This window comes from Bartonella sp. AA78NXGY, assembly GCF_042197005.1.
GTDB lineage: Bacteria > Pseudomonadota > Alphaproteobacteria > Rhizobiales > Rhizobiaceae > Bartonella.
In genome coordinates this window covers 1-19,140 of sequence record NZ_JBHIRI010000006.1, presented here as the reverse complement: position 1 = coordinate 19,140, position 19,140 = coordinate 1, and the positions used below count along the sequence as shown (strand labels likewise).

Genomic DNA, 19,140 nt, shown 5'->3' with positions numbered 1-19,140 from the left:
TTTTAACTTTTTTACTCCTACATTATTATGATACGCAAGAAAACGGTTTTAATTGTTTCAACAGAAACAGATTTGAAATGAGAAAATCTTACAATGTTTGAGACTTTTATTCACTGTGAATAATGATAAATTACTATAAATCAATATACTGCATTATCAAAATCTCTTTTTCAAATAAAGCTTCTCGTAAGAACATCTTTCTTGAGCCAATAATATCAAATGATAATAAATTCAGCGTGACGCTTTAAAGTATCCTATGCAACAGAACTTGCATATTGGGCATTTTTCTTATGATGCTCTCAATAATCTCCCAAAGATCTTTCTTTCATTAGAATCGCTACAAAAGAAAAAACAAAAAATATGCCACCGCACTATTTTATTAAAAAATTTCTCTGTAAAAAAGAGAACACAAATTATCTGTTTTCATATAAAGATTTGTTTAATTTCTTTATATTCCAGATCATTTAGAAATGTTAAAAACATCTCATAATCTCCTTTGATATCAGCTTGTTTACCTCATCAGAAGTCTTAATACAAAAGATCGCTTTTGCTTTATTACTCTCCATTTAAATTTTTAATATTATATAAAAAAATAAAACAAGCACATTTAAATAATGACTGTCAGATATTTTAAAAATTGCATATTTTTAAATGTGTTTGTTTATTTTCCTTCATTGAGTAGAATTTCACGTTTTCCAACATGATTAGCGGCTCCAACAATGCCTTTTTCTTCCATCCGCTCGACAAGAGAAGCTGCTTTATTATAGCCGATTGAAAGTCGGCGCTGAATATAAGATGTTGAACATTTTTTATCACGCATAACAATTTTTACAGCTTGGTTATAAAGTTCCTCACCCTCTTCATCAAAATTTTCTTCCTCAGAATTTCCAGCAGCTGAATCAGCAGAATTATCCTCTTTGTTATCGTCTTCATTATCTGTTACCGTTGCTAAATAATCAGGTTTACCTTGCATTTTTAGATGTGCAACGATGGATTCAACTTCTTCATCAGAAACAAAAGGTCCATGAACGCGCACAATGCGTCCACCACCTGCCATATGAAGCATATCCCCCTGACCTAAAAGTGTTTCAGCACCTTGTTCACCCAAGATCGTACGACTATCAATTTTTGATGTTACTTGAAAAGAAATGCGGGTAGGAAAGTTCGCTTTAATTGTACCTGTGATAACATCAACAGAAGGACGTTGCGTTGCCATAATAAGATGAATACCTGCCGCACGCGCCATTTGCGCTAAGCGCTGAATAGCATTCTCTATCTCTTTCCCTGCCACCATCATAAGATCAGCCATCTCATCAACAATCACAACAATATAAGGAAGCTGCGTGAGATCCATGGCTTCTTCATGATAAAGCATTTCCCCTGTTTCCTTATCAAAACCCGACTGAACAGTACACATGATTGTTTCGCCTTTTTGAGCTGCAAGTGCAACGCGTGCATTAAAACCATCAATATTACGCACACCCAACTTAGCCATTTTACGATAACGCTCTTCCATTTCACGAACCGCCCATTTTAAAGCTGTTACTGCTTTTTTGGGATCTGTGACAACGGGTGTTAAAAGATGTGGAATGCCATCATAAACAGAGAGCTCTAACATTTTAGGATCAACCATGATCAAACGACACTGCTTTGGTGTCATACGATAAAGAATCGACAAAATCATTGTATTAATTGCAACAGACTTGCCTGATCCTGTTGTTCCTGCAACCAATAAATGAGGCATTTTTGCTAATTCTGCAATGACCGGTTCACCATTAATCCCCTTCCCCAAAGCAAGAGCAAGTTTAAATTCACTTTCACGAAAAGAACGTGTTTGGATTAATTCCCGTAAATAAACGGTTTCACGAACCGCATTGGGTAACTCAATCCCGATAACATTCCGTCCAGGAATTACAGCAACGCGTGTAGAAATAGCAGACATAGAACGCGCAATATCATCAGAAAGATTAATAACGCGTGATGATTTTACACCCGCAGCGGGTTCAAATTCATACATTGTTACCACTGGCCCTGGATGAACATGGATAACTTCACCCTTAATGCCAAAATCTTCCAAAACACTTTCCAAAAGTCCAGCACCACGTTCTAATGTTTCTTGAGGAATCATCGTACCTTCATGAAAAACAGGTTCCTGTAATAAGTTGATCGGAGGAAATTCATAAACATCACAGTCAATAGATTGAATATTTTGCATAAAAGCAGAATCATAATTACCTAATGGCATACGAGTAGATTGCAATGTTTTAGTTTTACTGTTTGCTTGCACCACAGAAAAATCTTTTGAATTCTTTATGACGGCTTTGTTTATACAATCAACAGTATTATTGGCGACAATATTATTGGTATTTTCAGTCTCTATACTAGCCCCTGCATCACTTAACGCCCCTGTATTACTTAACGTATGAGCAAAATCTTCAACAGAAAGCTTAGAATGACACTCTTTAGTAGTATCATTATTTGTATGCATTAAATCAGAAATTTTCTCAACACCTCGCATCCTTTCCGCTGGAGATTCTGATGTAATTGAATCATAGAGTTGTGGAAAGCGGTATTCAAGAACACGGTAAAGAGCCGTTATTGACTCATCAAAGGCTGTGGGAATATCCGGTGTAATTTCATTTGTCGTGTCAATTGATGTTCCATCCTCTTTTGATGTTTGAGTCTCCACATGTTCAAATATCAAAGATTCACACTCAAAAAATGCATCGTCGGAAAGATGCAACGCAGGTTTTATTTTTTGTAGCACATTTTCCACTTGTAATTTATGTTCTTGTTTATCCTCCTCAAGTGGAATATTTGCTGACGGCATATGAATAGCTTGTCGTGACAACTGCTTCAGAACCGTTGAATGACAAACTGATGTTTTATTCTCTATTGATTGAGGATTAATGACTTTTTTTGTCGAAAGAATATTTGTTGTTTTCTTGTTACAACGTACAATATCTGTATCTGTAATTTTTTTTTGATCTTGCTTCGTAAAAATTTTAAACTGTTTTGCAAAAACTGGATCTGTTTCTATACGACGACGCAAAATCTCAACTTCTGGGGTTCTCGTGAAACGGACGTTTTTTCCGAGGGCAAATGCCTTTTTCCACACTTCCGGATAAGGAAATATCTCAGTAATCTTAACAGATAAATCTTCTCTTGATGCACCTTTTGTACCATCATCAGAAAAAGAAGACGTAGAAATAGATTTTGTTTTCGAATTATGCATGGCACCCAACAAATTTATAGCAATGAGAAAAATAACCTTTTCAAAAAGAATTCGTAGAAACTATCATACGAAGGTTAATAACCTTTTGCTGATGGTTACTTTTTAATGAAAAAAATAATGCCATAATGCATATTCATAATCTGCCTTTTGCATATTTACGATATAAATTGCCCAGTTTATGGTGTCATAGAGCTCGTATTTCATTTGTTTTGAAGAAAACTTCATGATAAAAAAGCTTCAAGAAAATTGTCTATGCCTCTCTTTCTCTCCCTTTTCATAAAAGAAACTAGTCTCAATAATACAATAAGCATTGCTCTATTGAATTCTCCATGCTCAATTATCACGATATAATCTAATTTCTCACGTTTTTATAAGATTATCCTTGTTATCCTCGTTTAAAAAGGCTTAGACTAAGACAATCATAATTACATAAATATAAATAGAAAAAAGGGAGTGAATTATGTTTAATAAACGGAAATTTTATATCAATGGTCTATGGGATGAGCCAAGCACTCCTCACGATTTTGACGTCATTAATCCATCAACAGAGGAGGCTTGTGCTGTCATTAGCCTTGGAAGTACAAAAGATGCTGATAAAGCAATTAATGCGGCTAAAGAAGCCTTTCAAAAATGGAAAACAACGTCACCAAATGAGCGTCTTGGATTTGTTGAAAAAATTCTAGAGATCTACGAAAAACGTTCCAAAGACATGGCAAAAACCATTTCAATGGAAATGGGAGCACCAATTGATATGGCGCTTAATGCGCAAACTGCAACCGGAAGTTCCCATATTCGCAATTTTATCGAAGCTTATAAAGAGTTTTCGTTCCAAGAAACTTTAATAAAGGGAAATGAGCAAGCAATCCTTCACTACGATCCTATCGGCGTCGTAGGATTAATTACGCCATGGAATTGGCCCATGAATCAAGTAACTCTTAAAGTTATTCCTGCTCTCTTGGCTGGCTGTACCATGGTGTTAAAGCCCTCTGAAATTGCGCCTCTTTCTGCTATGCTTTTTGCTGAATTTTTAGATGAAGCCGCACTTCCAGCCGGTGTTTTTAATTTAATCAATGGTGATGGTGCGACTGTCGGCTCTTACCTCTCTGCACATCCAGATTTAGAAATGATCAGCTTTACTGGTTCAACTAGAGCAGGAAAAGATATTTCTAAAAATGCCAGCGCTACTTTAAAAAGAGTCTGTCTGGAACTTGGTGGAAAAGGAGCGAATATTATCTTTGCTGATGCCGACTCAGATGCTATTCAACGTGGTGCACGACATTGCTTTTATAATAGTGGACAAAGTTGTAATGCACCAACTCGTATGCTTGTGGAACAGAGCATCTATGACAAAGCCATAAAAATAGCCAAAGATATTGCAGAAACAACAAAAGTAGGACCAAACTGCCAAGAAGGAAATCATATTGGACCTGTCGTTTCAAAAAAACAATATGATAAAATTCAGGATCTTATCCAATCGGGAATTGATGAAGGTGCAACTCTTGTTGCAGGCGGGACTGGTTTACCGAAAGGAATGGAACGCGGTTATTATGTCCGTCCAACAGTCTTTGCTGATGTAAAACCTCATATGCGTATTTTTAAAGAAGAAATCTTTGGTCCAGTTCTCTCGATTCTTTCTTTTAGTACAGAAGAAGAAGCCATCGCTTTAGCGAATGAGACTGAGTATGGTCTTACAAACTATATTCAATCGCAAGATCGCAACAAATGTCGTCGTATTGCGGCACAAGTACGCTCTGGTATGGTAGAAGTTAATGGACATGGATTACCCAGTGGAAGCTACTTTGGAGGTGTAAAATTTTCTGGGCGCGCTCGTGAAGGAGGACATTGGGGAATTAAAGAATTTCTCGATAGTAAAGCAATTTCGTACTGGTAAAATCTTATTAAAAACTTAATAGGAATCGTATGGTAATACAGAAAATAACGGATGAAGGTGCTCTTGGGCAACGTCTTGATCAGTGGCTCGCAAAACAATATCATGATGTGCTCTCACGTTCGCGTTTGCAAACTCTCATCCGTGAAGGCTGTCTTAAAATTGATGGTCAATTCATAAAGGAACCCAAAATAAAATTAAAACCTAACCAAATAATTGAATTGGAAATGCCGGACCTTCGTGATGCAGAACCTAGCGCTGAAGCCATTGCATTGGACATTCTTTTTGAAGATGATCATGTCATTGTTATTAACAAACCAGCCGGTCTTGTTGTTCATCCTGGGAATGGCAATTGGACCGGTACATTGGTTAATGCCCTTATTTACCACTGTGGGAATAGTTTATCTGGTATAGGTGGTGTTAAACGCCCTGGTATTGTCCATCGTCTTGATAAAAATACAAGCGGTGTCATGGTTGTTGCAAAAAATGATCTAGCTCATAAAAGTCTCAGTGCTCAATTTTCTGATCATGGACGTACCTGCGCATTAGATCGACGCTACCATGCCTTGATTTGGGGAACACCTCAGCGCAATGTCTGGACAATTGATGCATCACTTGGCCGTTCGCCCCATAACCGGACAAAGCAAGCTGTCATCCATAACCAAAACCCTTATGCTCGTCATGCTGTTACACATGTTTTTCTGCTTGAAAAATATGGCTCTCATGCAGACTCAACATCTTTTGCTAGCCTTCTGGAATGTCGCTTGGAAACTGGACGCACCCATCAAATCCGTGTTCATATGACTCATATAGGGCATCCACTCATAGGCGATACAGTTTATGGAAACGCTTTTAAAACAAAATCAAACACATTCAACTCCACTATTAGAAATGCAATCGATCAATTCAACCGACATGCACTCCATGCTGCAAGTCTTACTTTTGAACATCCTTCTACCGGTAAAGTTATGTCGTTTTCCGCACCACTGCCTCAAGATATGGCTAAACTTATTAAACTTTTTAAAAAAATGAATTGAAACTTTTCCCCTTCTCAAGATTTCACAATAAAATATCTTTTTTTGAACAAAATTGAAAAATATGCTAGAGTGAGATTATGAGGATAGTTAGCTATCTAAAACATAGAATTTGCCTTATCAGGGAATTCAAACAAAAGGAGGGTGCTATATGGCCCATATGAATTTATTATCAGTAATGACAGGTGATGGTGGTTTAAACCGTTACTTGGAAGAAGTGCGTCGTTTTCCAATGCTTGAGCCAAAAGAAGAATATATGTTAGCTCAGCGTTACCGTGAGCATAATGATCTAAAAGCTGCGCATAGGCTAGTAACCAGCCATTTGCGTCTCGTAGCTAAAATCGCGATGGGATATCGGGGCTACGGACTTCCCATTGGGGAAGTCATTTCAGAAGGCAATGTTGGACTCATGCAAGCTGTTAAACGTTTCGAACCAGAGCGGGGTTTTCGTCTTGCAACCTATGCAATATGGTGGATTAAAGCATCAATCCAAGAATATGTATTGCGCTCTTGGAGTTTGGTGAAAATGGGGACAACAGCTAATCAAAAGCGTTTGTTTTTCAACCTTCGTAAGTTAAAAAGTAAACTTCAAGCACTTGATAGTGGCGATCTCAATGCAGAACAAGTGAAAAAAATTGCAATCCAGTTGAATGTCACAGAAGATGAAGTTGTATCAATGAATCGTAGGCTTGGTGGTGATACTTCACTCAACGCACCAATTCGAACAAAAGAAGGGGAAAACAGTGAGTTGCAAGATTGGTTGGTGGATGAATCTAACGATCAAGAACAAATTTTAATTGAAAAAAGTGAATTAGAAAATCGCCGTTCCATGCTCATAAATGCCATGGACAATCTCAATGAACGCGAAAAGCGTATATTTAAAGCGCGTCGTTTAAACGATGTACCACTAACCCTAGAAGAACTCTCTGGTGAATTTAATATTAGTCGAGAACGAGTAAGACAAATTGAAATGCGTGCATTTGAAAAAGTGCAAAACTCTATCAAAGATTCTACTTTATCTCAAAGTCAAGTATAAAACCTAGAGTTAAGTATAAAGCCAATGGTTTGCACATTCTTTAAATGTGAAAATGAAAAAAAGCATGCCTTGGCTTTATACTTGTAAATCAGCCTATAGAATTCTTTAACTTATTGATATGTAAAGCTTTATTTAATATATTTGGTATATAATTGATAAAGACGGTCGTAGAAAATTCTTCACAGCCGTTTATTTTTTTGCATCTATGTTTTATTTTTTTGACCAAGAACTGTTAACTTATCTTGTTGTGCAAGCCATTGTCCAATAACTTCATTAAAAATAGACTTACCTGTTGGTCCTTTTGCAAAGGTTAATTCACTTATACGCCCGTTTTTATCCGTTAACACCAAACGCATCCAATCTAATTCTCGCATCAATTGTAAATTTCGATCAAGAAATGGATGATTACCACTCAATGCGACAAGAAAAAAGTCATCGTTAATCTTTGCAGCAATAGTTCTTGTTAAAGCCTGTCCAATGGATTGTTCACTTGCTTTAAAGGTTAATGCTTGAACATTGCTTATAGCTTTACCTGAAAATTTATCAGAAAGAATAAAAACAAGGTCCATAATATATGCAGCAGGAAATGACTGATCGGTATTACGACGTAAAATTAACCGTAATGATACCCCTTCATCAGGAATTGTTATATCACCTTGTATAGTTGTTTCTTCTGGAGCCCCCTTCACTTGAGATTCTTTTATAAGCGTCCAGCGAGCACTTCCCGTTGCTATCTTTTCTGCATCATAATTTGTACGTGCTTGATAGAAAACAGCTTCACCTGATTTTTCAAGCGATTGCAAATTGCTATCAACAACTGTTGAGAATACTTCTTCATCCGAAGAATCTATCGCTTGTTTTAAACCAACATCAATTTCACTTCCATCCTCTAATAAGCGTTGTGTTAACTTTCTCTTAATTGGAAATGCCTTTGGTACTCTGTGAGAAGCTTGAAGATTTTCTTCTAAAAACTGATGATCATTTGATACAAATACACGCTCACCAACAAAAAAAATACCAACAAGTAAAACAACAAAACTAACAACAGAAACAGCACTTATCACAATACGCCTTTGCACTAACGATTTATTAGCACGACGTAAAGCCTGAGAAAAAATGTGCGAAACAATATGCGGATTATCTTCCTGCGAAGGAGAAATCTTTAACACACTGCTATTAACATGCTGAGAAGGCACATCAGCCTCCATATTAACAGGCTCTGCATCTGGTATATCTGATACACAAAGCTCAACAAATACCTTGTTATCCTTTGAACGTGTAACAAAATCTTGCTTTCTTTTTATGTTTACCTCTGACAATTCATTATTCTTTGGTAATATAGTTTTTTTTGTATATTTCTTATCTTCATTTATATTTGTGGGATTCCAACCAATAACTGAAGAAAGCCGTTTCTTTTCAACTGCTAAATATTCTCCTTCAACAGTTGCAATAGAACTTTGAAGAATCTTTCTTTGTTCATCCGCTATTGCTTGTGGTATTTTTGCTGTTACAAATTGATGTTCTAGTGTTTCGGTAGCCCGCTTATAAATCCGCTTACGCACTTGTGGTGTAATATTATTTTGTGCATTAATTGTCTTTTTTAAGATTCCAACGAAATCTACCATTTCCTCTATAATCTCTCTTAAACTGAGAAAAAATCAATAGTAAAGCCAAAAAACTTTATTTTAGCCTTCTAAATTGGTTGCCATTTAATATTGGTACAACTATTGCAATAATGTAAAATGAATATGAAAAATAAACAATGCTATTTTGCACCTTTCTTTTACGTGCTCTTAAAAACTTTTTTTGTAAAAAGATACAAAAACGAACAGAGAACATATATAGAAATCTAAAAACAATAATCAATTAACAAAGGGATCCGTAATAAGAATAGTATCTTCACGCTCTGGACTTGTGGATAATAAAGCCACTTTTGTATTAATCAGTTCTTCAATATAGCGTATATATTTAATAGCCTGCACTGGTAAATCTTCCCACCTCAATGCATGTGCTGTTTCTTCCTTCCAACCTTCTAATGTTGCATAAATAGGCTTCACCCGATCCTGAGCTCCCATGGAAGAAGGTAAATAATCAATCCTTTTACCATCAAGCTCATAACCAATACAAATTTTTATTTCATCCAAACCATCTAAAACATCAAGTTTTGTCAATGCTATACCTTGAACACCGCAAATTGTTACCATCTGACGTACTAAGACAGCATCAAACCAACCACATCGACGCTTTCGACCCGTTACAACACCAAATTCATGTCCACGCACTCCCAGAAATTCACCAATATCATTTATCTGCTCTGTCGGGAACGGCCCTTCTCCAACGCGTGTAGTATAAGCTTTTGCAATACCCAAAACATAATGGATTGCATCAGGTCCCATCCCCGAACCTGTACATGCTTGCCCAGCAACTGTATTAGATGACGTTACATAAGGATAAGTTCCAAAATCATTATCTAATAAAGCACCTTGCGCACCTTCAAAAAGAATGTGTTTCCCTCCTCGATAACCTTCATCTAAAAGACGCCACGTACAATCCATAAAGGGCAAAATTTTATCCGCAACTTGCATCAATTCATCATAAAGTGCTCGAGAATCAATCTCTGCAACACCCATCCCACGACGCAAAGCATTATGATGCCTCAAAAGCCGCTCAATCTTAGCCATAAGTGTATCTTTTTCTGCTAAATCCATCACTCGGATAGCACGACGTCCCACCTTATCTTCATAAGCCGGTCCAATACCGCGCTTTGTTGTACCAATCTTTAAACCAGATAAACCGCTTTCTCGAATTGCATCAAGATCACGATGCAAAGAAAGAATCAAAGGAGCATTTTCAGCAATACGCAAAATTTCTGGTGTGATTTTTACACCCTGATTACATAGTTTTTTTACTTCTGCAACAAAATGATGAGGGTCAACAACAACACCATTACCAATAATTGATAACTTGCCACGCACTAAACCAGACGGTAAAAGTGATAATTTATAACTGACTCCATCAACAACCAATGTATGGCCAGCATTATGCCCCCCCTGATATCTCACCACGATATCTGCTCGCTCAGACAACCAATCTACAATTTTACCTTTGCCTTCATCACCCCATTGTGTACCGACAACAACTACATTGGCCATAACTTTCTCCGTCGTGTTTGGTCAAAAAAACCAGCATTCAAAAACAAACTCTTCTTTATAACGAAACCTTAGAGCAAGTGCGACTCCTCATTTCAGATTTTTCTCAATCTTCAAGTGATTAAATTTTCAAATTTATGATAATAAAGATAAGCAAATACCCAAATATTTTAAATCTGTCATTTTCGCTACAAAAAGTAAAAACATTAGAGATTTTAATTTGTGCGTATCCAACACCTGACAAAGCATTCATTCCCCGTCTTAATCTTTTACAATTCATGTAATATTTAGAGGCTGTTTGTCTGATACAAGAATACGAAAGATCATCATAATCTCTCGTATCCTTTTTTGTTTAAAAACACGTTGTGAAAATCAACAGTAATTATTTAAAGCTGTGCTTTTTCAACTTGGAACGCCCACTCAAGCCATTGTGTTAAAATTTCAAGATCGGAAGCCTCAATTGTTATACCCGCCCAAATTCGAAGCCCAGGAGGAGCATCGCGATACGAACCGATATCATAAGCAACCCCTTCCTCATCAAGACGCTTCACAACCGCTTTTATAAAAGATACTCGCCTTTCCGTATCCAAAGCAGTAATCACTGGATCCACAATATCTAAACAAATAGCGGTGTTAGAACGCACTTCAGGATCTTTTGCCAAATATTCTAACCATGGCGTTTTGCGAACAAAAGCATCAAGTACAGAAAAATTTTTTTCAACCCGTGCTCTTAATGCCGCTGCACCTCCTAGAGATTTTGCCCACTTCAACCCATCAAGGAAATCCTCAATACAAAGCATAGAAGGTGTATTGATGATCTTTCCTTTAAAAATATCTTCGTTCAATTTTCCATTTTTTGTCATATAGAAAAGTTGGGGCATAGGCCAAGCTGGAACATGATTCTCAAGCCTCTCAACAGCACGAGGACTTAAAATCACCATACCATGTGCAGCCTCACCTCCCAAAACTTTCTGCCATGAAAAAGTAACAACATCTAATTTTGAAAAATCAAGATATTGCGCAAAAGCTGCCGATGTTGCATCACAAATGGTCAATCCAGCCCGCTTATGCGGAATGAAATCCGCATTAGGAATACGCACACCAGAAGTTGTCCCATTCCATGTAAAAACAACATCCCGATCAAAGTCAAGTTGTGTTAAATCTGGTATTTCACCATAAGGAGCTTCAAAACGACGCACATCAGAAAGCTTTAATTGCTCGACAACATCTTTATTCCACCCAAACCCAAAACTTTCCCACGCTGCCATATCAATGCCACGCTCACCTAATAGAGACCATAGAGCAGCCTCAACAGCACCGGTATCTGATCCTGGCATAATTCCTATACGATGATCAGAAGGAACCTCAAGAATCTCACGGGTTAAATTAACAACTTCAGCAAGTTTTAATTCTGCTTCTCTAGATCTATGTGAACGCCCAACTAATGCATTTTTAAGAACATCAAGAGTCCAACCAGGCCGTTTGCTACAAGGGCCTGAAGAAAAATTAGTATTATTGGGACGATTACTTGGTTTTTGTAACATTATCATTATTTCTCCCCTTTTAGATGTTTCTCTTTCTTTATAAAGAAAAACAAATTATTATAAAGACTAATCAATAATCTTTTTAGAAAAAAGTCAAAAATGTTGTCTATTATTTCGTATGCTTAAAATTTAGGGAAACTTTATAAAAAAATCTTTCTTAATCATTCTTCTCGATTGATTCTCTTAACTTTTTTTCGTATCACCACCACGATAAGACAGCATTCTAATAACAATACACTAAAGTGTCCAATATACCTATCAAATTTATTTTATGATAAAGATTCATTGATAACGCTCTAGAATAGGGAGATAAACTTATTAAAAAATCAATTATTTTTCTTTTGATGACTGGACAGAGAAAATTTTAATGTTATAACCGCAAACGCTTTATATTTTTTATGAAGCATGCCCAGATAGCTCAGTTGGTAGAGCAGCGGACTGAAAATCCGCGTGTCCGTGGTTCGAATCCGCGTCTGGGCACCACTTTTTGTGTTTAAAATATTGAAATATACAGTTTTTTCTTTAAATAACCATTTTTAGACCACCTTCTACAGTTTATATAATTTTATCTAATTTGCTCCTTATTTTTCTTTGGAGTGAAGGCTAAGATCTTTTTCTTTCTCCACCTCACTGCTCTCCCTAGCTTATATGGCTCCGGAAACAAACCCTGAAGCACCCAATTGCGAATCGTTGTTGTGGATACACTAAAAAGCTGTGCACACTCACGTGTCGTTACATATCTATCTCCATCATCAAATATCATCTCATTACCTTTCTATTTTTTATGTTACTTAATCCCCTCCTCGTCCTATAGGACGAGGAGATGAAATCAATTGTTTAAAACTAAGCCGCTTTCGTGACGGGCTTCTGCAAACTCGGATCATAAGCTCGCAACAAAGAATCCATTCTATGGGGCAGCTCTGAATCTCCAAAATCCGTTAAAACTGCTAGAATCTTTGTAATATTTGGAATTTCATCTTGAAGTTTTAAAATCAAAGCTTTTTCTACTATGCTCATGATGTCAACCAAGTCACTACAGTCTTTGTCATCTACGTATTCACAATTGATAAACTGAGACAACGCTATCCACAAATCACATAAAAAGTCGATACTGGTATTCATTGCACACCCCCAAAGATTTGTTCTCTCAAACAAGCCAATCCTCTGGATGTGATTTTTGTTGAAGGGAGTACCTTTTCTGTACCATCTGGTCTTTGGATAGTGATAGCAGGACAGTCCATGAAACCTTTTTTGATTTTATCCTGATAAGGTAACAGAGGCGCCCCTGGAGCCCGTCGATACACCCAATCATGTTTACGCAAGTAATTGGTTAAGTCCTTTGGGCGCACCTCCAACATCTTCGCTGCTTCGATAAGACCGAATAAACCATCAGAGCGTTTTAAACCTTCCAAAGCTTCTGCTTTAGGCTTGAGTGTACTCACCTCATTTCTTAAGTCTTCTAATTGATTGATACTCTCTAAAAGGAGCTGTTTAATCGTAAGAGGATTTTCCAAAGCATTGGCAAGATTTATTTGTGGTGTTGCTACTTGTCTTTCCAATTCTTGCCAGCGGTCAATAATCTTTGCTCGTAAAGCAGTGCTGTAACCCGAAACAAGAATTAAACACTCACGTTTGGGAAGATTGTAGCAAGGAAGAGTACGACCTATTGAATCTCTGTAGAATCCTGCAAATTCACTCAGCTCAATTTTGAGCTCAGTGAGTATTTGCCGAATATCCCGCATAACATTCCGATGTTCTTTACCACATAATTCTGCAATTTCACGACTCGACATAGTCTGAGTGGTAGCACTATTAGCAGTGCTTTCTTTAATTTCTATAAGTGTGTTCACTGTGAACTCCTTGGTAATAGAGGTTTTCTATTGACACTCTAAAAGAGTGCCGGGTGCTAGAAAACACGGTACCAAGTCCGTCGTCACACCTTTCCCGTGAGGGTATTGTATAGTGTAACTACACCCGACAAGACCGTTATATGCTACAGCATATAATGAGTCAAAATCTTTAATGTTCAGAAGACTGATTATTTCGGCAACCAATCCGCTTGGTATTTTAAGGTGTTTTCTAGGCACCTGATTCGGTAATAGACATACTGATAGTATTTTGTCAAATAAAAAATTAAAAAATCGGCGCTTATAAACTATATCGATTTTATCAGTAAATTCGTATTTCTTTTCCATAATTGTTGCTTTTAATGCATGCTTTGTCTTTTAAGCTCTTGAGACAGCACACCAATTCCTTTTGCTGTGATTTTTGCGCAAGGAATGACCTTTTCTATTCCACTTGCGGTTTGAAATGTGATGGTTGGACAATCCATAAGTTTCTTTTGGATTTTGTCTTGATAAGGAAGCAAATTTCCACCTGCTGCTCGTCTGTAAACCCAACCTTTTTGCTGTAAGAAGAGAATGAACTGTTTTGGTTGCATCTCGAGTATTTTAGCGGCTTCTGTAAGACCGAAGAGTCCATCATGGCGCTGTAAGCTTTCAAGAGCCATTGCCTTTGGTTTTAAATTTGCAATAATGTTATCTTTTTGTTCATTTTCATTTTTGAGATACGTTAAAACACCAAGCATAACTTGAGGACTTGAGTAGTCGATTTGTGGTATTGCTGCTTGCTTTTCTAATTCTTGCCAACGGTCTATAATCCTAGCACGTAATGTCATGCTGTAACCAGAAACTAAAATGAGGCATTCGCGTTTAGGGAGGTTGTAACAGTTTTGGGGCTTACCCTGTTTATCTAAATAGGTGGATCCAAATTTGGATTGCCCCCCTTCAGGATATAATTCTCCTAACATTTGTCGAATATCACGCATAATATGCGCATGTTGCTTACCGCATAACTCTGCAATTTCACGACTAGACATCGTTTGAACTGTTGTGTTTTGAAAATTTCTTTCAGATGTTGTGATAAAATTATGCATGCTTCACTCCATTCGTTGTGACAACATTGTCATTGTGCTTGATTTGCTGTCTTAGATGTCTTAAGAAATCTTCTAATGTTTCAGGATTTGAATAATCGATTTTTGAATTTACTTTTTTTTCGCATTTCAGAAAATATTCACGCACTTGTTTACCTTTGAGACCAGGTTCACAAATGGCAATGTGTTTTGCTGTGTCTAAAGTGAGAGCATAATCTTTAAAAGGATTTCCACGTGAGGAGTTTGATAATTCTTTAGTAGAAAGTACAAAGTCGACATCTTCTCTAAAGCTAAGTTCTTTAATACAGTTTGTTATCCACTTTCTAAACTCGGTTTTTACCTCTAAAAAGGTATATAAATCACGAGCGCTAATAGTTTGAACCTTTTGATGCTGGATAATATTGTATTGAGTAGCAAGAAGCTTTTCCATTACGAACCTCATGTTGATGGGATTGATGAATGAAAGGGGGCGCTTTTAAATGCGCCCTTCAGAATTTAAAGCACATCACAAGGACGCAAACGGTGTTGTTGTTCGTAAGTACCGTAAATCTCATCATTATATTTTTCGTCTGCGATTTCGTCTAAAAGTTCTTGGTAAGCATCACTTTCGCGTACAAAGTCATGAACTTTACTCTCATCATGGAGATGTTCGATATTTTCTTTTACATATACTTCTGCAATTTCTTCAGAGATATCTTCACAATTATTCTCAGAAGGATTGATGCGAAAGATTTGGATTGCATCATCTGCCTCGTCAATAATTTTTAGAACTTGGCTTTCATCCAGTGGTCCCGACCGACCAATGTTTTGATCATCATCATAGACAACTAATAAGATTTCATCAGAATTTATAAGAATTGGATTTTCCATAATTTCTCCTCCCTAACGCCTCTTGGCGATTGTTTGTGCGTGGTTTATGGATATATTAGTACAATATGAATGAAATACAGTCGAGTACAAAGTGTACTATTTTTTCAAAAAAATAAAAAATGACGAATCATCGACTAATTTAAGAATCAATAAGCATGCAGTTTATTGTAGAATCAATAATCTGCTATGACTTGCTGATGGCATCTAATTGATAACTTAAATAGAGAATCTTAATTGTACTTACATGTCAAGAATAGTGCGTCGTACACGACCTATTATAGAAATGGCACCTTCAAGTTTTGGAGCTTTTATTGTTTTATCGTACGAAGCAGGCTGAAAAGGAGGATTATCATTTGGTCTATATCGCTTATATGTAGCTTGCCCAGTTTCATCTGCAATTACATAGCAGGCATTAGGTACAAGCTTTTTGTCTCGCATATTTACAAGTATTATGGAATCTGGAGGACTAATTTTATTCATGGATGCACCATCTACACGCAATGCAATCCATTCACCGGCAGGAAGATTAACAGCTTCTGTCATAGGATAATCTGAAAAATCCATTATCCCATCTTGCTCGCTTAACTCTCCAGCACTAATCCATGAAATAAGAGGAATACTTATATTAAGACTAGGATTTTCTTGAGGAGATTCACCATATAAAATCCATCCCGGATCGACGTTAAATACTTGTCCATAGAGTTCGGCTTTTTGTCGAGAAACAGGACGATTTCCATTTTCATGACTAATTAGAGTATTTTGATTAAGAGCTGATATAGCGCGCGCAGCCTCGCTCGGTGTTGCATACCCAGCATTTTTACGCGCTATTTTAAGTCTATCTTTTGGCAAATAACTCATTCGTACATTATCCACTATTTTTTTCATTCATTGTGTACGATTTTATCTTGATTTAAAATTGTACGTAATGTACTATTTTGATCATGGTTAATAATTTTTATGTCAAAAATTTGATTGAGTCTTGGGGATCTATAGGTCAATTTGCGAAGGAAATCGGTTGTAGCTATGAAGCTGCACGTAAAATGCGCGATCGCAATAGTATTTCTCCAAAATATTGGAACATAATTATCCAATTGTCTGAATCCAAAGGTCCACCTTGGGTTACACTAGATTGGTTTCTTCATATGTATGAGAATAAATCTCATGGTGTTTCTCTTTTAATAACAGAACAAGGAAAAAGTACGATTTCTTTAACGGAGAAATTTACAACATCGGATGGGGCAATTCGTATGAATAATTCTACAGATAACAACAAACACCCACAGCATCATTCACACTCTTAAAGAAGAAAGATCATGAGAAACGGAATATTAAAGAAACTCTACACACAGTTTTGTAGATTAATAGGTTGTAATATGAAAATTGAGAATGGAGATAAGTTTGTGAAAGAATTTATACAAATACCGGATCGTGATTGTAGCATAGAAGATCTTATAAAACGACATAGAACTCATACAAAAGTTCTTGCAAAACAAGAAGAATGGCATAAGTCACAATTTGATAATTGGATGAGATGGCATGAAGCAACTCTTGCAGAGCGAGATAAGTCAATTGAACAACAGCAAGTAGTACTTGAAAACCTATCCTCTTTAATTAAGCAAAAAAATGAAACGCTATACAGCCAAAGGCTAAAGTTAGCTTCACAGATGAAAGTTATTGATGAATTAAACAATAAAATCATTGAGTTAATCAACAAAAAAGAAGAACCAAGATTGATCGATTTTATTTTTGCAGGAGAATGCTTTTAATTTTGGCATCAAAAAAACCACAAATGAGGATTATCAGCCAAAAAGGAATATTCAGGGCCAAATTCGTCATATGTATCTTTTGAGCGTGGATATGAGGCCCAAAAATGAACAGTGAATGTTTCCTCTGGGTTAACAATCGAAGTGTGGTCAAGTGTAAAATTTGCAATGTTGCGGGAATTAGGCTTACGGCAGCTAATTATGAAATCTAAAAAAGTGTAGCATTTAGCACGTATAATAAAAAAATTCAAAGCGAACTCTGATGAAGCATTTGATTTTATATTTTGGGGACATAACGCAATGAGTTTTGGAGTTGTTCTTTTAATGACGAGGTGTTCACCTGAAGTTTTAGATGGCCATCTAACGAAAGGGCAAGCATTTTTAACAAACTTAAAGGGACTTTTTTCGATATGCGTATATTCCTTATCATTATATCTTCTCTAGTAAGATTTTTAATGCACAATTTCACCCTAACGCGTGAAGTGCCTTCATATTTTTGTGGGAAGAATACTGCCTTCAATTTCAAATATGGTCCCAAATCCCGTGCTTTTTTATCTTCTAATAGAATAGCTGTCTGGGTTTCTGATGCTATAGTTTGTCGTTGGAAGATTTTAAGTTGTTTTTTTAAGCTTCGTTGTTGTACAAAAAGTGTCACCATTCCAGTAACTATCGTAGCAATGATAGGAGCAATCGTAAGATTATCACTTATCCAGTGCAGCAAAAATACAGCACTATCATTTATCCGGTGCAATAAAAATACAACCTTATCAACTACCCATTCTTGCATCATAACTCCCCCCAATTTTTTAGAATCGCTGGGAGGATACTTTTTCATAAACATTTTTTCAAGACAAGCAATCACAACACGCTCTGTCATAGCACACATATAAACACGTAGAGCCTTAAGGGGGGATTATGATCACTAACGCACAAACCATTTTATATCTTGATCTAGGGACTAAGACAGGCTGGGCGATACGTGGTGCGGATGGTCATATAACAAGCGATACAGAAGATTTTCAATCACGCCGTTTTGAAGGCGGTGGTATGCGTTATTTACGCTTTAAACGGTGGCTTACTGAACTAAAGAGATCTGTTGATGAAATTGACGCGGTGTATTTTGAAGAGGTGCGCCGGCATGTGGGTACAGATGCTTCTCATATTTATGGGGGCTTTCTAGCAACCTTAACAGCGTGATGTGAACATCATCAGATACCATATGAAGGCATTCCTGTTGGCACAATTAAGAAGGCGACGACAGGAAAAGGCAACGCCTCAAAAGAAGAAATGATTAAGGCGGTATGTGCAAAAGGACATGTACCTAAAGACGACAACGAAGCAGATGCTTTAGCAATTTTATATTTGATGAAAGAAGGGGATATACATGTCCAGTAAAATACCATGGACGAGACTGTTTGCCGATAAATGGGCGGTGGTCGTCGATTATTTACCTCCTGTAGAAGGTAATATCTATATGAGATTGCGATTTCGCATGCTTCGTACTGGTGAACCTCTTTTTTATAATATTAAAGTTTTAGCTCATTACACTGGTTATTCAGTAAAGAAATTTGAGACAGCATTGAATGTTTTGCTAGAAGAGGGATACATCATTCGTTTAGAAGATGGTCGTTTGTGGAGTTCACAAGTTGAGGAGGAACTCAATAACTTCAATGAAGATCTAAATAATAA

At 36.8% G+C, this 19,140-nt stretch carries 18 protein-coding genes, 1 tRNA gene and 1 pseudogene; 8 read left to right on the top strand and 12 right to left on the bottom strand.

What is annotated here, in order from left to right; translation table 11 throughout:
• Positions 1 to 661 precede the first annotated feature (661 nt).
• Positions 662 to 3,235 (bottom strand): DNA translocase FtsK, encoded by a 2,574-nt coding sequence (locus ACFINL_RS04715; RefSeq protein WP_375650662.1) that lies wholly within the window; start codon positions 3,233 to 3,235, stop codon positions 662 to 664.
• 460 nt (positions 3,236 to 3,695) lie between these two features.
• On the opposite strand from ACFINL_RS04715, the gene ACFINL_RS04710 reads away from it, so the two are divergent.
• The 3 genes from ACFINL_RS04710 to rpoH all read left to right on the top strand — a co-directional run bounded on the left by ACFINL_RS04710 (position 3,696) and on the right by rpoH (position 7,193).
• Positions 3,696 to 5,126 (top strand): aldehyde dehydrogenase family protein, encoded by a 1,431-nt coding sequence (locus tag ACFINL_RS04710; protein ID WP_375650658.1) that lies wholly within the window; start codon positions 3,696 to 3,698, stop codon positions 5,124 to 5,126.
• Positions 5,127 to 5,155: 29 nt separating this feature from the next.
• Positions 5,156 to 6,160 carry an RluA family pseudouridine synthase gene (locus ACFINL_RS04705; protein ID WP_375650654.1) on the top strand — a complete coding sequence of 335 codons (1,005 nt, stop codon included), beginning with the start codon at positions 5,156 to 5,158 and terminating at the stop codon, positions 6,158 to 6,160.
• A 148-nt stretch (positions 6,161 to 6,308) separates the two neighbouring features.
• Positions 6,309 to 7,193: an RNA polymerase sigma factor RpoH gene (gene rpoH, locus ACFINL_RS04700; protein ID WP_273790355.1), complete on the top strand. Its 885-nt coding sequence runs from the start codon at positions 6,309 to 6,311 to the stop codon at positions 7,191 to 7,193.
• A gap of 203 nt (positions 7,194 to 7,396) precedes the next feature.
• On the opposite strand, the gene ACFINL_RS04695 is transcribed toward rpoH, so the two are convergent.
• The 3 genes from ACFINL_RS04695 to ACFINL_RS04685 form a co-directional block, all read right to left on the bottom strand.
• Positions 7,397 to 8,818 carry a hypothetical protein gene (locus ACFINL_RS04695; protein WP_375650649.1) on the bottom strand — a complete coding sequence of 474 codons (1,422 nt, stop codon included), beginning with the start codon at positions 8,816 to 8,818 and terminating at the stop codon, positions 7,397 to 7,399.
• 237 nt (positions 8,819 to 9,055) lie between these two features.
• On the bottom strand, positions 9,056 to 10,345 hold the full coding sequence (locus ACFINL_RS04690; protein WP_375613716.1) for an adenylosuccinate synthase: 1,290 nt from the start codon (positions 10,343 to 10,345) through the stop codon (positions 9,056 to 9,058).
• A 383-nt stretch (positions 10,346 to 10,728) separates the two neighbouring features.
• Positions 10,729 to 11,892, bottom strand: coding sequence for a phosphoserine transaminase (locus ACFINL_RS04685; protein ID WP_375650645.1), 1,164 nt, complete (start codon positions 11,890 to 11,892; stop codon positions 10,729 to 10,731).
• A gap of 401 nt (positions 11,893 to 12,293) precedes the next feature.
• On the opposite strand from ACFINL_RS04685, the gene ACFINL_RS04680 reads away from it, so the two are divergent.
• A tRNA-Phe gene (locus tag ACFINL_RS04680) sits at positions 12,294 to 12,369 on the top strand.
• An 82-nt stretch (positions 12,370 to 12,451) separates the two neighbouring features.
• Here ACFINL_RS04680 and ACFINL_RS04675 read toward each other — a convergent pair.
• From ACFINL_RS04675 to ACFINL_RS04645, 7 genes are all read right to left on the bottom strand, one after another.
• Positions 12,452 to 12,649 (bottom strand): helix-turn-helix transcriptional regulator, encoded by a 198-nt coding sequence (locus ACFINL_RS04675; protein WP_375612052.1) that lies wholly within the window; start codon positions 12,647 to 12,649, stop codon positions 12,452 to 12,454.
• Between the two features lie 80 nt (positions 12,650 to 12,729).
• Complete coding sequence (locus ACFINL_RS04670) at positions 12,730 to 13,008, bottom strand: hypothetical protein (protein WP_375612051.1); 279 nt, start codon at positions 13,006 to 13,008, stop codon at positions 12,730 to 12,732.
• Positions 13,005 to 13,736, bottom strand: coding sequence for a phage antirepressor KilAC domain-containing protein (locus ACFINL_RS04665; RefSeq protein WP_375612050.1), 732 nt, complete (start codon positions 13,734 to 13,736; stop codon positions 13,005 to 13,007). Before ACFINL_RS04665 ends, ACFINL_RS04670 begins: the two co-directional genes overlap by 4 nt.
• 356 nt (positions 13,737 to 14,092) lie before the next feature.
• Positions 14,093 to 14,821: a Rha family transcriptional regulator gene (locus ACFINL_RS04660; RefSeq protein WP_375650640.1), complete on the bottom strand. Its 729-nt coding sequence runs from the start codon at positions 14,819 to 14,821 to the stop codon at positions 14,093 to 14,095.
• Complete coding sequence (locus ACFINL_RS04655; protein ID WP_375613828.1) at positions 14,814 to 15,248, bottom strand: antA/AntB antirepressor family protein; 435 nt, start codon at positions 15,246 to 15,248, stop codon at positions 14,814 to 14,816. Before ACFINL_RS04655 ends, ACFINL_RS04660 begins: the two co-directional genes overlap by 8 nt.
• Positions 15,249 to 15,313: 65 nt before the next feature.
• Complete coding sequence (locus ACFINL_RS04650) at positions 15,314 to 15,688, bottom strand: hypothetical protein (RefSeq protein WP_375612047.1); 375 nt, start codon at positions 15,686 to 15,688, stop codon at positions 15,314 to 15,316.
• A gap of 240 nt (positions 15,689 to 15,928) precedes the next feature.
• On the bottom strand, positions 15,929 to 16,546 hold the full coding sequence (locus ACFINL_RS04645; RefSeq protein WP_038473481.1) for a S24 family peptidase: 618 nt from the start codon (positions 16,544 to 16,546) through the stop codon (positions 15,929 to 15,931).
• Positions 16,547 to 16,629: 83 nt separating this feature from the next.
• On the opposite strand from ACFINL_RS04645, the gene ACFINL_RS04640 reads away from it, so the two are divergent.
• Positions 16,630 to 16,989, top strand: a complete 360-nt coding sequence (locus ACFINL_RS04640; RefSeq protein ID WP_375621131.1) for a hypothetical protein — start codon at positions 16,630 to 16,632, stop codon at positions 16,987 to 16,989.
• Positions 16,990 to 17,061: 72 nt separating this feature from the next.
• Positions 17,062 to 17,454 carry a hypothetical protein gene (locus ACFINL_RS04635; RefSeq protein WP_375621132.1) on the top strand — a complete coding sequence of 131 codons (393 nt, stop codon included), beginning with the start codon at positions 17,062 to 17,064 and terminating at the stop codon, positions 17,452 to 17,454.
• Positions 17,455 to 17,728: 274 nt separating this feature from the next.
• Here ACFINL_RS04635 and ACFINL_RS04630 read toward each other — a convergent pair whose 3' ends face one another.
• The gene (locus ACFINL_RS04630; protein ID WP_375650637.1) at positions 17,729 to 18,328 is read right to left on the bottom strand and encodes a hypothetical protein; all 600 of its coding nucleotides are present in this window, start codon (positions 18,326 to 18,328) and stop codon (positions 17,729 to 17,731) included.
• Between the two features lie 38 nt (positions 18,329 to 18,366).
• On the opposite strand from ACFINL_RS04630, the pseudogene ACFINL_RS04625 reads away from it, so the two are divergent.
• Both ACFINL_RS04625 and ACFINL_RS04620 read left to right on the top strand, forming a co-directional pair.
• Positions 18,367 to 18,846: pseudogene (locus tag ACFINL_RS04625) on the top strand (crossover junction endodeoxyribonuclease RuvC).
• On the top strand, positions 18,836 to 19,140 hold a 305-nt coding region (locus ACFINL_RS04620), incomplete at its 3' end, for a DUF1376 domain-containing protein (protein ID WP_375650632.1). The pseudogene ACFINL_RS04625 and the gene ACFINL_RS04620, both read left to right, overlap by 11 nt.